Below are 15,016 nucleotides of genomic sequence, written 5' to 3'. Positions count from 1 at the left end.
GATATTTGAAAGACCAAGTATAAGAAAGAATTAAGAAACAAAAAAAAAAACAACTTTCTACTAATATCATATGGTAAAATGCACGTTTACTACCTGTGGATAAAGCAAAACTAGAAAAATCACATCGTTCATGATTATTTGCCCACTATCTGCACCTCTTTTTGTCTTTTTTTATCCTTTTTCACTTCTTTCATGTTTGGTTAAGAGTGTTAATAACTATATCATATATATTGTGGTTTTTGTTTCTGATAATTTTAATTAATTTTTACATCCATATTAGTGTATAATAAAAATTGAAGTATCCTAAAAATACACATAAGAATGGAACTGTCATCCATATTTATTATACCATAACAACCCTTTTTTGTTTAGAGTAAAGTTAAAGTACACTAGATCATATTTTAACCACAAGGATTTTACACAAAAATTTGGAAGGCATCATTTGAAAATGAAGGATTAGCCTCCTCAAGCGAATCCGGTGTGGCTGAGGAGGTTATTTTTATCTTACAGTAAAACTTCGCAATCTATTTAATGCAGCAGCTACTTCCTGAAGTCTTGGCAATGCCAAATTGCCCGGATGCTTACCATAAAAAGAAGATACCACGTCCAGTCCTTTTTCGTATATATCCTTATATACCTTTTCTAATATTTCCTTTATACTGCTTTTTTCATCTACATATTTACTAGCAATATAGCGTATTACCTCCCCTATTGCATTTGTTTGACTTTTATCCACTAATTGTTCCACATAATCCAATTCAATCTCCTGGTATCCAAATCTAATAGTATCCTCATCTTTTGACTTTATCTTTTTGCCTTTTACCTCAAGCCCTTTTTTAAGAGGAATTCTTGGTTTTATAACTATAGGCTCATTATTTTCCTCAACTTCCCTATTTGTTTTAAATTGTTCAGCAATTTTCTTTGCCTCTTGTGTGACATCGTAGGGTCTGTAGTTGTGCATTTTAATTACACAGTCTGCCACATCAAAATAATCTCCACTGCCACCCATAACTAAAATCGTAGAAATGCCATTATCTTTATATAGCTGTTTTACTCTATCAATAAAAGGAGTTATAGGTTCTTCTTTTTTTGCAATCAGTTTTTGCATTCTCGCATCCCTTATCATAAAATTAGTAGCTGAAGTATCTTCGTCCAAAAGCAGTAAGCTAGTGCCTATTTCTATCGCCTCAATAATATTTGCTGCTTGAGAAGTACTGCCACTGGCATTTTCGGTAGTAAACCTTGTGGTATCTACGTTATTTGGCAAATTATTTATAAAAGGACTTATGTCTACTTTTTCTATCCTTCTGCCATCCTCTGCTCTTATTTTTGCTGCATCAGCTACAGTTATAACAAACTCTCTGCCATCACCTGGTATGTGATTGTATACCCCTTTTTGAATAGCTTGTAACAAGGTAGACTTGCCGTGATAACCGCCACCCACAATAAGCGTAACTCCTTCGGGTATTCCCATCCCCGTTATCTCTCCTCGATTTGGAAGTTGAAACTTAATCCTCAAGCTATCCGGCGACTCAAAAGGTACTACATTACCACCTTTTAAAGGTCTATCACTTATGCCGCTTTCTCTAGGAAGAATCGCACCATCAGCCACAAAAGCCACAAGCCCTCTCTCTTTTAGTTGACTTCTAAGGTAATCTTGGTCTTCCACTGTCTCAACCCATAGCCATATATCTTGTACGTTGAGGCTCTTTTTTAAAAGACTTTTTTCTACAATTTGAGGTAAAAATTCAAGAAATATTCTTTGGGCACCACTGCCATTTATTCGTCTACCAAAAGCAGGAAGTCCTATGCTCAATCTTGCTTCTACATAATCTTTGTTAACTACCATTGCACTTCTTTTAATTATTTGTTGACCACCTTTGTCTATGTAAATATCACCACTATGTCCTGTACCTTTTAAAGAAGGCAAACTTTTTATAACTTCAAAAACTGACCTTGTCAAAAAATCTTCTAAAGCAACTTGCCTCGAAGGATTGTTATACATAGAAAACTCAAAATCAGCTATATTTTGAGGCACTTTAACCCTTATCCTAGAAGGAGGTGCAAAAGGGTCTCCCTGAACATGGTCAATATACAGTATAAATTTTTCAAACTCATATTCTCCTTCAAGGTCTTTGTAAGCTTTATACCCCTTTCCATCTATTTTATCAAGCTTTTTCTTAAGGTATTCTTTTGTCATCTGTAAACACTCCTTTGTTATAATTTCCATACATTTTTTATATTCTAATTTCCACTTTTATTAAAAATACATTCCTTTTACAAATTCATTTTGAAAATCTTCATGAGTTGATAGTTCTATATAGCTTATTTTACTTTGTAGATGTATAGATCTTTCCAATTCTTTATCAGAAAGCAATGCCATTATCGCACCAACTCCAGCACTATTGCCTACTTGAAGGATTTTGCCTTGAAGTTCCTTTGGTAAAAGCCCAATTGTTATTGCACTCGCAGGAAGAATATAATTTCCAAATCCTCCTGCCAAAAAAACTTTTTTTATTTCATTTACATCAATGCCCATTTCTTTTATCATGATGTTAATGCCAGCAAGTATGGCGCTTTTTGCCAGTTGTATTTGCCTTATATCTTTTTGCGTCACATATATTCCATTTTCTATTAAAAATGCCGGTTCATCTTTGTAAAGAGTTATCCTTTCTGCAATATCAACAGGTACATTTTTAACTTCTTCTTTAGACAAAAATCTGCCAGTAATATCAACAATACCGTACTTCAAAAGTTCAGAAATAATATCTACAATACCGGAGCCACATATTCCTTTAGCTTTTTTATTCCCTATTGTAGTATAAAAAGGTCTTTTACTAAAATCTACATGGTCTATAGCTCCTTCTACGCCATTTAGTCCAAAAGTTATTCCTGCTCCTTCAAAAGCAGGGCCTGCTGCTGCCGAAGAAGCAATAAGGTTATCTTTATTCCCCAATACCATTTCGCCGTTGGTTCCTATGTCTACAAGCAAACATAGTTCCTGAGATTGGTCAATTTTGTTTGCCAAAACCGCTGCCACAGTATCTGCTCCTACATAAGAAGATATAAGCGGTAATGTTATTACGTATCCTTCCTTGTTTATGTTTATGCCAATTTCTTTTGCTTTTACTTCTATCTTTGAGGTAAAAGTCGGCACATACGGAGATACTGCTATATTCTTGGAAGATACATTTAAAAGAAAATGTATCATTGTAGGATTACCCACTGCCACAATTTCATGTATATCGCTTTTGTCTATGGAATTTTTTACACAAAACTCTTCTACAATCTCATTTATTTTATTTATTAGAGCTGAATGCAACTGATATAATCCTTGAGAATTAGAAATACTATAAGTTATTCTCGTTATAACATCAGCCCCAAAAGTTCTCTGTGGATTTAAACATGAATACACATCTACTTCCTTACCTTCATCTAAGTCATACAAATAAGCAGCAATAGTAGTAGTTCCTATATCTAATGCTATACCATAGTTGTATTGTTTTGAAGCAGCTTTTTTAATAGAAATTATTTCATTTTTTCTAATAGTAATATTTACCTTATAATCATTTTCTTCTAAAACTTCAGGAAGATTACTTAAAAGCTCTAAAGGAATTTCTATTTCTCCACCCACAGCCTCTTTAATTCTTTTAACATAGTCTCTTTGGTCGTTTAAAGTTGGTCTTCTAATATCTACTGTAGAAGTTTTTATGCGAGGGTGTGACTCAATACTTAACAAATTATTTTCTTTCGTCAATATTTTTGCTTTTTGCTCTTCAGAAAGTACTTTGACCTCTAAATCCCTATCTATCTCAACAAAACACGCAAGCCGAACATTGTTTTTTATTTCTTTATCTGTCAAAAAGTATTTTTCATCATCAGAGATATCAAGTTCCTCATTTAATATAACTTTACATTGACCACAAATCCGACTACCACCACAAAAATTGTTAAGTCTTATTCCATTTCTTACAAGAATGTGAAACAAATTTTCTCCTTCACTTGCTTCAATAACTTTTGTATTACTACTAAAACGTACAGTCACTTTATATTTAGATTCACCAGGAACATTTCTATAAATACAATCTTTGGCTTCACAATCGTCACAGACTGATTCTTTTACAGGTCTTTTGACATTTTCCCCTACTCCACATACAAAAGACACTGTTTTTTGGGGTGTTATGATAAAACTGTGATTAATATTTACACCGATTTTTGAACTGTCCACAAGTTTACAAATCACAGCCTGATTTTTTATGTCCCACTTATTTCCTGGGTAAAAAATATCTGTAACTTCTTTGCCATACTTTTGCGCGTTTTCTCTTACCTCTTCCCAAAAATTATTCGTCAATATTTCAAGGAACACGCCTGCAATAACATCTAAAATCATTCCTTTTGTGTAATTACTTTCTGAAAAATAATCATTTACCCTTTTATCTATTCTATCTCCCAGTGTAATGATTGCTAAAATTATATATTCCGCTTCTTTTAAATTTTTTACTATATAATCCCCAAACAAATAATCTCCAGTTTTAAAGATTATTTTATTTTCTCTCTCATCAATATGAAAATTATCACATACTTGGTGAATCATTTTGTAATCTATTAAACTTTGTACTTCGCCAGTTGCTTCCTCAATTAAATATTGATCCACATCAAAATTCATGTTTTTTAATTTTTCTAATGACAAGTCTTTTACTTTTTGCACAACATCTTTACTAAACATTTCCACACCTCATTAAATCCCATATTGTCATACCATTTTGTTTATTATTATAAATTGCTATAGTAAAAATCGCAAATAAAATTTATACAGAAAACCTCTACTTATTACAAAAATGCATTTGACATTTCAGGGTTTTTCTCATACTATATAGTATAGTGTAATTAAAGACTAGATTAGCAGTTTAAAACTTTCTCTAAAAATATTTTTAAATTAACATAAAACTTATTATTGAAATTTACAGCAATATGTCTTATAATGAATTGAAATTATTTTTAAGGAAAGCAAAGCTCTGCAAAGCCTATGCCTTTGAATTACTTATATCAAGGTTTTAGGCTTTTATTCTGAGCCAAAACTTATGAAAGAAGGTGTTAGATGCGTTGAAAAAGTTTGATCAAGCCCAAACTCCTTTATTTGATGCCTTAATGGAATATGTAAATAACAATACTATCCCTTTTCACGTGCCAGGGCATAAAAAAGGTGTGGGAATGGCCAAAAAATTCTTAGATTTTGTAGGCAAAAATGTATTGTCAATGGATGTAACAGTGTTTCAGCAAGTAGATAGCTTGCACAAGCCTACTGGGCCAATTAAATATGCCCAAGAATTAGCAGCAGAAGCGTTTGGTGCCGACGCTACCTTTTTTTCTATTCATGGAACATCTGGTGCCATTCAAGCAATGATTTTAAGTGTAATGAGAGAAGACGAAAAAATAATTGTACCTCGAAATATTCATAAATCTGTAACGTCAGGAATTATATTAAGTGGTGCTATACCTGTTTATATGCAACCAGAAATTGATAAAAATATCGGTGTCGCATTAAATGTCACACCAGAAACAGTAGAAAGAACCTTAAGAGAGCATCCAGATGCAAAAGCTGTTTTAATAATAAATCCGACTTATTACGGAGTTTCTACCGATATAGTAAAAATTGCTGAAATTGTTCATGACTATGACGCTATACTCATGGTGGATGAAGCTCACGGACCACACCTTAAATTTAACGAAAAATTGCCTATTTCAGCGATGGAAGCAGGAGCTGATATCTGTGCACAGAGCACTCATAAGATTATTGGCTCAATGACGCAGAGCTCGATGCTTCACGTTAAAGGCGATAGAATTGATATTAATAGAGTAAAACAAGTAATGAGTTTACTCCAAACAACAAGTCCTTCGTATATATTGTTGGCTTCCTTAGATGTTGCAAGAATGCAAATGGCTACAGAAGGAAAAGAATTATTAGATAGAACAATAGAATTAGCAGAGTACGCTCGAAGAGAGATAAACAATATAAAAGGACTCTACTGTTTTGGTGAAGAAATTGTTGGCCGTGATGGAGCCTATGACTTTGACCCCACAAAAGTTACAATAACAGCTAAAGGCCTTGGAATAAGCGGCCATCAGTTAGAGAGAATATTGGCAGAAAGATATTATATACAACCTGAACTTTCAGATATGTATAATGTTTTATGTGTATTCTCTATTGGTGATACAAAGGAAAAAGTCGATTATCTCTTAAGGGCTTTAAGAGAAATAAGTGATGAATTATACAACGAAAACATTGAAATAGTAAAACCTATAGATATACCAGAAATACCAGAACAAGTAGTATCACCAAGATATGCTTTTGGCTCCTCAACTGTATCATTACCTCTAAGAGAAAGTGTAGGGCAAATAAGTGCAGAATTTTTGATGGCTTATCCTCCAGGTATTCCAGTGCTTTGCCCGGGGGAAAGAATAACATCAGAAATTATAGAATATGTAGATAAAATGAAAGAAGCTAACTTAAGCATACAAGGCACCGAAGACCCGGAAGTAAATTATATAAAAGTAGTAAATGACCGGCAAGTTTTAAATGTGATAGCATAATCTTTTACTAAAAAAGGAGTATCTCTAACAAAAGATACTCCTTTTTAATACATATTTTAAATATTTTAACATTTTTTCAACTAAATGCTCTTTTGGCATAAAGCCAATCACCTTATCTACCATTTTTCCTTCTACAAAAACTCCCATCGTAGGAATGCTCATAATTCGATACTTAGAAGCAATTACAGGATTTTCATCCACATCCAGTTTTGCCACTTTTATCTTATCAGCGTATTCTTCCGCAAACTCCTCTAACACTGGTGCCATCATTAAACAGGGTCTACACCATTTAGCCCAAAAATCTACTAAAACAGGTTTATCAGAATTGTATACTTCCTCTGCAAAAGTCTCATCTGTGACATTTACTGGTTTCATTTGTGTATATCCTCCTTCTACTTGCTTTTGTACATTTTCATTTATTGAGAAATTGATTTATAATACTCTTCAATTTCGTCATATGTCATAGCCCCATTGCTAATTGCCCTTATGACCCCGTTTTTATCTATAAAATAAGACATAGGTATAAATTGAACCTGATAATCGTAAATAGTACTTAAGTCAGTATCCAGTAGCACAGTAAATTCATATCCTTTCCCTTCTAAATACTGCTTTACTTTTGATGGGCTTTCACCCAAGTCTATCGCAAGTAAAACCGTATCATCTTTATGGCCTTTTATAAACTGATTTAAAGCTGGCATTTCAATTTTGCAATAAGGACAAGTTGTTGCCCAAAAGTTTAGTATAACTTTTTTTCCTCTTAAGCTCGACAAGGTCACAGTATTGCCATCTAAATCTTTTAGCGTAAAATCTGGTGCTACATCTCCTACTTGATTCCCTATCTTAGGCTCACTTTGCTCAGTTTTATTTGCATTTGCATTTGAACTTGTATTTTGACCTTCATTATTGCTAGGAGTATTATTTTCTGCCACTTGAGAAGGGGAAGGTTGAGCACTTTTTGTGTAATTATTTAAGACGAAAATAAGTGCCCCTATAACTATCACACCAATTATAGTAAAAATTAGACTTTTATTTTTCACACTAACCACCTCTTAATAAAAATATCCACTTATCTTGATTAGCATGTTAAAATATAAAAGAACTCCAAATATTATGAGAATAACCCCACTTATTACCTCAATATAAGGCAATATTTTGTTAATCCTTTTATACATACTTTTAAACTTGTCAATCAATAAGGCTGTAACTATAAAAGGTATGCCAAGCCCCATAGAATATGCAAAAAGCAATATCACGCCTACACTTAAAGTACTGACCGACCCAGCATACAACAATATCGAAGCGAGAATTGGACCTACACAAGGTGTCCATCCTGCTGCAAAAGTTATACCCAATACTAAGGACCCTATATAACCGGTCTGTACCTTTTCCATATTTATTAATTTGACTTCTTTATTTAAAAATAGTGGTCTAAAAATCCCAGTCATTTGAAGTCCAAAAAGCACAATTATTATCCCACTTACTTTCTTAAAAATGTCTTTATAGGCTAAAAAAAGCTTTCCTAGTTGGCTTGCAGTCGCCCCCATTAAAACAAACACTATGCTAAATCCCAAAACAAAGAGAAACAAATTTATTAAATTATTCTTTTTATTTCCGAAAATATATGACACATAAGCGGGAATTAAAGGCAAAACACAGGGTGATAAAAAAGAAACAATTCCTGCTAAAAATGCAGTATAAATTGGCACATCTACACCTCCCTCCCCTATAGGGTATAACTATTAAATATTATATTACAATTTCACCAATAGTACAACATGGTACAAATATAATTACTTTTAGCTTTGTTTTCTAGCATCTATAACCATTTTCACCTTTCCACTTATCTTATCAATCTGAAGCGTGTCTTTAAAATGTACCTCGTATTTTACATTTCTAAGCTTCTTTTTACTCAAAAACTGGTCAAGTTGTCTCTTGATTTCTTCTTCAACATCTTCACCGGCATTAGGTAGTTTGACGCAGTTCAATATAAGGCTTTCATCGCTTGTCTGGACAAACTGGTATTCTTTTATCCCTTCAACATCAAGGTCATCAATAAAAAGAGGATGAAGAAAGTCCTTATCACCATTTTCATTTTTAAACCACATTATCTCTTCTTCTCTTCCTATTACTCTTTTAATATGAGTATAAGGTAAAGGACCTTTATATTCTCTATCAAATCCTTCTACTACATCATTCAGTCTATAACGGATAAGAGGGAAAATTTTGTTATACAATGGAGTTATGATTAACCTGCCAAACTCATCAACTTCCACATAATTCATATCATCCATGAGATACATACCTTCATACCAGCTAGTTCCCATACCTAAAAATATTGATTCTGTACAACCATAATAATCTATTACGTCAGCATCAAAAACAGAGCTTAAATAATTGGAAATTTCTTTACTTAAAGGCTCTCCTCCTGTAATTATTTTCTTAGGCTTTATATTTATTTCGCCTCTTTGTTGCATATCAGCCAATATTTTTATGCAGGAAGGATAACCAGCCAAATAATTAGGATTGAAATTTTTAATTTTATCTTTCCAAGTATCGATAGGGTCTGCAGCATTTAATACCATACTTTTAGCTCGATATTTTTTAATTCCATTCATAGCAAGTACAGTAGAAGCATAACCGTTGCCTACAGAAGCCACATACAGTACTTTTATAGGAAAATCACGTAATCCAATTTCATTTTTGCCCCCAATGCTTATACGTACCATATTAGCTTCGATCATATCCAAAGCATCTCTATCATAAAGAAAATTGCATGGCTTACCTGTACTTCCAGAAGTATGAACAAGAATATATTTTCCCACCCTCACTAGTAATTCGCTGCTTTTCATTGCCATTTCTATTTCTTTGGAAGAAATATAATCAGTAACTATATCAAAAAAATTATTTCTAACCATTTCTTTATCTATCACAGGTAATTCTTCAATGGGAATAGTGTCTAAAGCTTTATATTCTATTCCTACGCTTTTATAGAGAGTTTTATAAAAATTACTGGAAGTATAGGCGTGTTTTATCATTTCTCTCATACGCTTATTGCTATATTCCATTATTTTTTCACGTGGCCATCTATTGTGGCTGTAAAGTTTAAGGCCCTTTAACATAATGCCTATCACGACTTATCTCCCCTTTTTAAAATAGCTCTTTTTAACTTGAAATAGTGAATGCCTTTATCTTTTCCTGACAATTGTATTAATTATATTATATCTCAATTACAAAATTTTGTTAAATAAAAATCCGCATCTAATTTTTCGCTCTTTAAATACAATAAAAAAATAGGCTTTCGCCTATTAAACAATTACTTCTATTTCTTTTAAATCTTCATCGGGTATAAGTGAAGCAGCCTCCTTGTCAATTATTATAGTTGCATCAGGATGCAACGTTAAAACAGTAGAAGGCACCTTTGTAGTCAATTGTCCTTTTATCGTTTCTTTTATCGCTTTGGCTTTATTTTTCCCAGAAGCCAAAAGGACAATCTTTTTTGCTTTCATGATACTTCCTAAGCCCATAGTAATCGCCTTTTTTGGTACTTCATCTGCGCTTTTAAAAAATCTTTTATTGGCATTTATTGTATCTTCTGTCAAAGTAACCACATGAGTTTTTGTATCTATACTTTCATCTGGTTCATTAAACCCAATATGTCCATTGACCCCAATCCCCAATATTTGTAAATCAATCCCACCTGCTTTTTCAATTTCCTCTTCATATCTACTGCACTCCTCTTCCAAGTCTAAGGCCACTCCATTTGGAATATGAATGTTCTCTTTCTTAATATTAATATGATGGAAAAAATTATGGAACATAAAATAATGATAGCTTTGAGGATGTTCTGCAGACAAGCCCACATATTCGTCCAAATTAAATGTAATAACATTGGAAAAATCTATTTCTCCTTTTTTATACATTTCAATTAAATACTTATACATTCCAAGAGGTGTAGAACCTGTAGCAAGCCCTAAAACAGTATTAGGCCTTTCTTTTATCTGTCTTTTGACAATTTCTGCCGCTTTTTTACTCATTTCTTTATAGTCTACAGTTATTATTACTCTCATTTTTATAAACCTCCTTACAGCAAAATTAAGTTATTGGTATTTAAAAGTACATCTGCTACTGCTCCAATAGCAGCAGCATCTTCTCCAAGTTGAGCCATTTTAATGCCAAAATCAAAAGGCACAATTTTCTTTACTTTTTCTTTAATTTCATGAATAATATCAATTTCATAATTTAAGATGTCTCCTCCAATTATTATTGCTTCTGGGTTTAAAATGCTTACAATATTAGCGATACCCATGCTTAAATTTTTAATAAAACAAGACACAGCTTGTACACAAATAGGATTTTGTTCTTTAAATCCTTTTATCACACCCTCTATCGTATTTATATGAGGCAAATCTTTAGAAACTAATCCCACTAAAGCAGACAAAGAAGCTTTTCTTTCAAAATAGCCATAGTCCCCATAAGAATAGGTATTTTTAAAAACATCTTCTCCTGTAGCCATATACCCTACTTCTCCTGCAGCATAAGCATTACCTCTCAATAATTTACCATTTACGTATATCCCCGAACCTATACCATTTCCTATATTTATCAGCACAAAATTCTCTATTTCGCGGCAACAACCAATCCATCTTTCTCCCAGAGCAGCATAATTTACACTATTGTCAACATAGATGCTATAATTAAAAATTTTACTTAACTTTTTCTTTAATTCAAAATTATTCCATTTGAGTCCCGGCGCATTCACAACTCCTGTTTGTATATCCGTAATTCCAGGAAGGCCAATACCAATTCCTATTACATTTTTCCCACTTTTAAGCAGTTCTTGTATCCCATTTATAATTTCATTAAAGGCTTGCTCTCCAATGCTAGTTTGCCATTTTATCTTTTTTAAAATCTTACCATCCATGTTAGTCAAAACACCTATCGTGTTAGAAGACTCAACACTCATTCCCACAACAAATTTAGCATTAGGATTAAAAGAAAGCTGTATAGGCTTTCTCCCTACTGTCCCTTTTTCACTAAAACCGTTTTCTACTACCAATCCTTCCTCAATTAATTCATCTACAATAGCAGAAATAGTGGATTTGCTCATTTTTAAAACTTTAGATACTTCTATTCTTGATATAGGCTGCCTTTTCTTTATGACATCTAAAACATTAGCCTTATTGATATTCTTAATCAACCCAGAAGTACCTTTAGTATAGCCTTTCAATATATCGCCTCCATTAGTTCACTACCTGAACTAATTGTTCAAAAAAAATTAGTTCGACTATCGAACATTTTACTACAATTATTATATCATAACAATTTGAAAAATGTAAATAACAAAATTGTATCGTTTTTTTCCAAACTTTTCTGATTATTTTTCTTCAAGTCTCTTTTTTCGTTCCAGATATTCTTCCTCGCTTATTTCTCCTCTTGCATATCTTTCTTTTAAAATTTCTATCGCATCCTTCTCTTTGTTTCTATTTTTTGTGCCTCGAAATAATAATACAATAAGATATATTGCAGCAACTATTAAACCTATCTCTATTGCCATCCAGACAATGCTCCAAATAAATCCACCTATGCCATATCCCCAACCCCAGCCATACATCATTCTCATCATAATATTTTCCCTCCTTTCTTCCTTCAAAAATAATTATACACCGCCATTATGAAAAACTTATGAACCAGTTTTTATAGGGGAATTTTAACAGTAAACTTACTCCCTTTATTTATCTCGCTTTCAACGTTTATTTTGCCTCCATGGGCTAGTACTATGGCTTTTGCAATCGAAAGCCCTATTCCACTTCCACCTGTTTCACGATTTCTTGATTTTTCCCCTCTGTAAAACCTTTCAAAAATAAAAGGAATATCATCTTTTGATATACCCATTCCATTATCTTCTACAATAAATACTGCATAATCGCCATCTTTATAAAAGTCTATTTTTATTTTGCCACCTACAGGAGTATATTTATTTGAATTTGATATTAGGTTAACAAAGACCTGTGCTATCCTGTCCTTATCACCAAACAACATAATGTTATCTTCGATGTTCTTCACAACTTCTTGTTCTTTTTCAGCAAAAGATGCTTCAAAATTTGTCAAAATGCTCTTTACTAATTCGCTTGCGTCAAATTTGATTTTATTAAGCTTTAACATATCAGATTCAAATTTATTCAATGTTTCAAGATTTTTTACAATATTTATAAGTCTTAAGACTTCTTCATTTAAACTTTTCAGTCTTTCATGCGTCGGCTCCCAAACCCCATCAAGCATTGCTTCAATATGACTCTGCAATGTTGTCAATGGTGTTCTAAGCTCATGTGCGATGTCAGAGGTCATTTGTCTTCTTAGTATTTCTTGATTTTTTAAAGATTCTCCAAGGTGGTTTATTGCCGCTGTGAGCTTAAATAGCTCTTCTTCTTTAGGTATATCATATACCTTTGCAGTAAAATCACCTTTTTCAAGCTTTTTAGCAACTTCCGTAATATTAACTAACGGTCTTGTAATATAATTTGACACGTAAATACTAATAATCAATGCTATAAAAATAGCTATCACCGTTGCTATAACATTATATCTGCTAATGTCATATAAAAACTTAAAATCCAAGTCACTCATCATCATCGGCCCATAATAAATTATATCCACATATCCCACTGTTTTTTCATCCACAATGATGGGAAGAGTTTTTTCAGAAATATTTTTCTTATTCCATTTTCCCATCATATTCATCATATATGACATTGAAGAAAAATCCCATATAATCTTACCATCTTTATCTCTAAGTCTTAATCCATATCCTTCCATCATAGCTGCATGACCAATTTCACGCCCTGTTGTACTTTTCCAACCTCCCTCAGATTTATACACTGCAGCAAGAGTGTTAGCTATATTGCTAAATTCTTTATCTGTTGACTTTGTAACATAATTTCCAAAGCTATTTATTATTAAGATGTTTGTTGTAATACTTACAATAACAATCGATATAAGAGCTATTGAGATAAATACAATAGCCGTCCTTGTTCTTAAATTATTTCTAAACATTTCTATCACCAAATTTATATCCAACACCATACACCGTTTTAATATACACTGGATTTTTCGTATCGTCTTCAATTTTTTGTCTTAAATTTTTAATATGTGCATCAATCGTCCTGTCATAGCCTTCATAGTCAAATCCCATAACTTTTTCAATTAATTCTTCTCTTGTAAAGACCCTATTTGGATTGCGAATTAAAAACTTTAAAATTTTAAATTCATTTGGAGTAAGATTTACAACCACACCCTTTTTCCTCACTGTATGTGCTCTTAAATCAACCACAAGGTCATCATTATTAAAAGACATTACTTCAGCAAGAGGCACATCATCAGTTGTTCTTCTTAATATTGCTTTTACTCTCATAACCAATTCGCGTGGGCTGAATGGTTTTGTAATATAGTCATCAGCACCTATAGAAAATCCATTAATTTTATCACTTTCTTGAACTTTTGCTGTAAGCATCAATATCGGAACATTGGAAAACTGACGTAACCTTTTACACAGTTCCTCTCCTGAAATACCTGGCAACATGAGGTCCAATATAACAAGGTCTGGTTTTTCTTTTTTGAATGTATCTAAAACGTTATTGCCATTAGTTTCAGTAATAACGCTAAATCCCTCACGCTCAAGGTATGACTTTACAACTTCCAGTATTTTTATTTCGTCATCAACCACAAGTATTTTCTTATTCATCTTCCATCCACCCTTTATTATTTTGCAGCAAAATTATGAATAACTTATGAAGATAGCTTGATAAACTTCTTTTAATATATTATACATCACAGTTTGCAAAAATCTAATCGCCTACTTTTGGAAATTATTTTAATTAAACTGTATTTATTTTCTCTTCATATTTTCTTCAAAAGTAAGCCTTAAAATAAAAATGAAGCCAAGTTGACAGTTTTTTGATAAATAGAAAGGAGTTGAAAAGTATGGGTCTTATATTAATCTTGGCAATTGGCTTTTATTTGTACAAAACAGGTGACCTGCAAAGAATGATTAATAATTTACATGAAAGCAAAAATTACCAAACAAACGAAGCAAAAAGAATACTCGATATACGCTTGGCTAAAGGTGAAATTACAGAAGAAGAGTATAACAAATTAAAAATATTTTGTAAAATTTAAATATTTAGAGAGGAGGAGAAAATAATGTTTGGAGGATATATGATGGGTGGTTTAGGTCGTTGGTTTGGAGGATATTATCCTTGTGGTTACGGAACTTGGTTCGGTGGTGGACTTACCAATATATTGTTCTTAATTTTAATAGGTGTAGTAATTTACTTGCTAGTAAAACAGATTAGAAATGTTAACTTTTTTAAAAAACACGATACAGATCCTAATAATGAAGCATTAGAAATTGCCAAGTTAAGGTACGCTC

The 15,016-nt window shown here is 32.5% G+C and carries 14 protein-coding genes; 3 read left to right on the top strand and 11 right to left on the bottom strand.

Annotated elements, in window-relative coordinates:
* Positions 1 to 499 precede the first annotated feature (499 nt).
* The gene (locus I4N53_RS11560) at positions 500 to 2,200 is read right to left on the bottom strand and encodes an ABC-ATPase domain-containing protein (protein WP_214496318.1); all 1,701 of its coding nucleotides are present in this window, start codon (positions 2,198 to 2,200) and stop codon (positions 500 to 502) included.
* A gap of 60 nt (positions 2,201 to 2,260) precedes the next feature.
* On the bottom strand, positions 2,261 to 4,726 hold the full coding sequence (locus I4N53_RS11555; protein ID WP_214496317.1) for an ASKHA domain-containing protein: 2,466 nt from the start codon (positions 4,724 to 4,726) through the stop codon (positions 2,261 to 2,263).
* A 377-nt stretch (positions 4,727 to 5,103) separates the two neighbouring features.
* Between I4N53_RS11555 and I4N53_RS11550 the strand changes: the two genes are divergently transcribed.
* Positions 5,104 to 6,591 (top strand): aminotransferase class I/II-fold pyridoxal phosphate-dependent enzyme, encoded by a 1,488-nt coding sequence (locus I4N53_RS11550; RefSeq protein WP_012995062.1) that lies wholly within the window; start codon positions 5,104 to 5,106, stop codon positions 6,589 to 6,591.
* Between the two features lie 24 nt (positions 6,592 to 6,615).
* Here I4N53_RS11550 and trxA read toward each other — a convergent pair whose 3' ends face one another.
* From trxA to I4N53_RS11505, 9 genes are all read right to left on the bottom strand, one after another.
* On the bottom strand, positions 6,616 to 6,966 hold the full coding sequence (trxA, locus tag I4N53_RS11545) for a thioredoxin (protein ID WP_214496316.1): 351 nt from the start codon (positions 6,964 to 6,966) through the stop codon (positions 6,616 to 6,618).
* A 41-nt stretch (positions 6,967 to 7,007) separates the two neighbouring features.
* Entirely contained in the window at positions 7,008 to 7,628 is a 621-nt protein-coding gene (locus tag I4N53_RS11540; RefSeq protein WP_029688340.1) for a peroxiredoxin, read from the bottom strand.
* Positions 7,629 to 7,640: 12 nt separating this feature from the next.
* Positions 7,641 to 8,297: a cytochrome c biogenesis CcdA family protein gene (locus I4N53_RS11535; protein ID WP_029688341.1), complete on the bottom strand. Its 657-nt coding sequence runs from the start codon at positions 8,295 to 8,297 to the stop codon at positions 7,641 to 7,643.
* 90 nt (positions 8,298 to 8,387) lie between these two features.
* Positions 8,388 to 9,722: an AMP-binding protein gene (locus tag I4N53_RS11530; RefSeq protein ID WP_214496315.1), complete on the bottom strand. Its 1,335-nt coding sequence runs from the start codon at positions 9,720 to 9,722 to the stop codon at positions 8,388 to 8,390.
* Between the two features lie 174 nt (positions 9,723 to 9,896).
* On the bottom strand, positions 9,897 to 10,658 hold the full coding sequence (nagB, locus tag I4N53_RS11525) for a glucosamine-6-phosphate deaminase (RefSeq protein ID WP_012995058.1): 762 nt from the start codon (positions 10,656 to 10,658) through the stop codon (positions 9,897 to 9,899).
* A 14-nt stretch (positions 10,659 to 10,672) separates the two neighbouring features.
* A complete protein-coding gene (locus I4N53_RS11520; protein WP_013150219.1) occupies positions 10,673 to 11,818 on the bottom strand; it encodes an ROK family transcriptional regulator in 1,146 nt (381 codons plus the stop codon).
* 147 nt (positions 11,819 to 11,965) lie between these two features.
* A complete protein-coding gene (locus I4N53_RS11515; RefSeq protein ID WP_214496314.1) occupies positions 11,966 to 12,214 on the bottom strand; it encodes an SHOCT domain-containing protein in 249 nt (82 codons plus the stop codon).
* Positions 12,215 to 12,285: 71 nt separating this feature from the next.
* Entirely contained in the window at positions 12,286 to 13,671 is a 1,386-nt protein-coding gene (locus I4N53_RS11510) for an ATP-binding protein (RefSeq protein ID WP_214496313.1), read from the bottom strand.
* The gene (locus tag I4N53_RS11505; protein ID WP_214496312.1) at positions 13,634 to 14,329 is read right to left on the bottom strand and encodes a response regulator transcription factor; all 696 of its coding nucleotides are present in this window, start codon (positions 14,327 to 14,329) and stop codon (positions 13,634 to 13,636) included. Before I4N53_RS11505 ends, I4N53_RS11510 begins: the two co-directional genes overlap by 38 nt.
* 239 nt (positions 14,330 to 14,568) lie before the next feature.
* Here I4N53_RS11505 and I4N53_RS11500 point away from each other — a divergent pair, with 239 nt between their 5' ends.
* Entirely contained in the window at positions 14,569 to 14,763 is a 195-nt protein-coding gene (locus I4N53_RS11500) for a hypothetical protein (protein WP_009052963.1), read from the top strand.
* 24 nt (positions 14,764 to 14,787) lie between these two features.
* A partial coding sequence (locus tag I4N53_RS11495; RefSeq protein ID WP_214496311.1) for a hypothetical protein occupies positions 14,788 to 15,016 on the top strand: 229 nt, incomplete at its 3' end.

This window comes from Thermoanaerobacter sp. CM-CNRG TB177 (genome assembly GCF_018588165.1).
Taxonomy (GTDB): domain Bacteria; phylum Bacillota; class Thermoanaerobacteria; order Thermoanaerobacterales; family Thermoanaerobacteraceae; genus Thermoanaerobacter; species Thermoanaerobacter thermocopriae.
Note: the sequence above shows the minus strand (reverse complement) of the source record. Positions and strands in the feature narration are given on the sequence as shown.

Bases quoted from the DNA above. Each gene is read 5' to 3' on its own strand.
- I4N53_RS11560 (WP_214496318.1), bottom strand. From the start codon at position 2,200: ATGACAAAAGAATACCTTAAGAAAAAGCTTGATAAAATAGATGGAAAG.
- I4N53_RS11555 (WP_214496317.1), bottom strand. From the start codon at position 4,726: ATGTTTAGTAAAGATGTTGTGCAAAAAGTAAAAGACTTGTCATTAGAA.
- trxA (WP_214496316.1), bottom strand. From the start codon at position 6,966: ATGAAACCAGTAAATGTCACAGATGAGACTTTTGCAGAGGAAGTATAC.
- nagB (WP_012995058.1), bottom strand. From the start codon at position 10,658: ATGAGAGTAATAATAACTGTAGACTATAAAGAAATGAGTAAAAAAGCG.
- I4N53_RS11515 (WP_214496314.1), bottom strand. From the start codon at position 12,214: ATGATGAGAATGATGTATGGCTGGGGTTGGGGATATGGCATAGGTGGA.
- I4N53_RS11510 (WP_214496313.1), bottom strand. From the start codon at position 13,671: ATGGTGTTGGATATAAATTTGGTGATAGAAATGTTTAGAAATAATTTA.
- I4N53_RS11505 (WP_214496312.1), bottom strand. From the start codon at position 14,329: ATGAATAAGAAAATACTTGTGGTTGATGACGAAATAAAAATACTGGAA.
- I4N53_RS11500 (WP_009052963.1), top strand. From the start codon at position 14,569: ATGGGTCTTATATTAATCTTGGCAATTGGCTTTTATTTGTACAAAACA.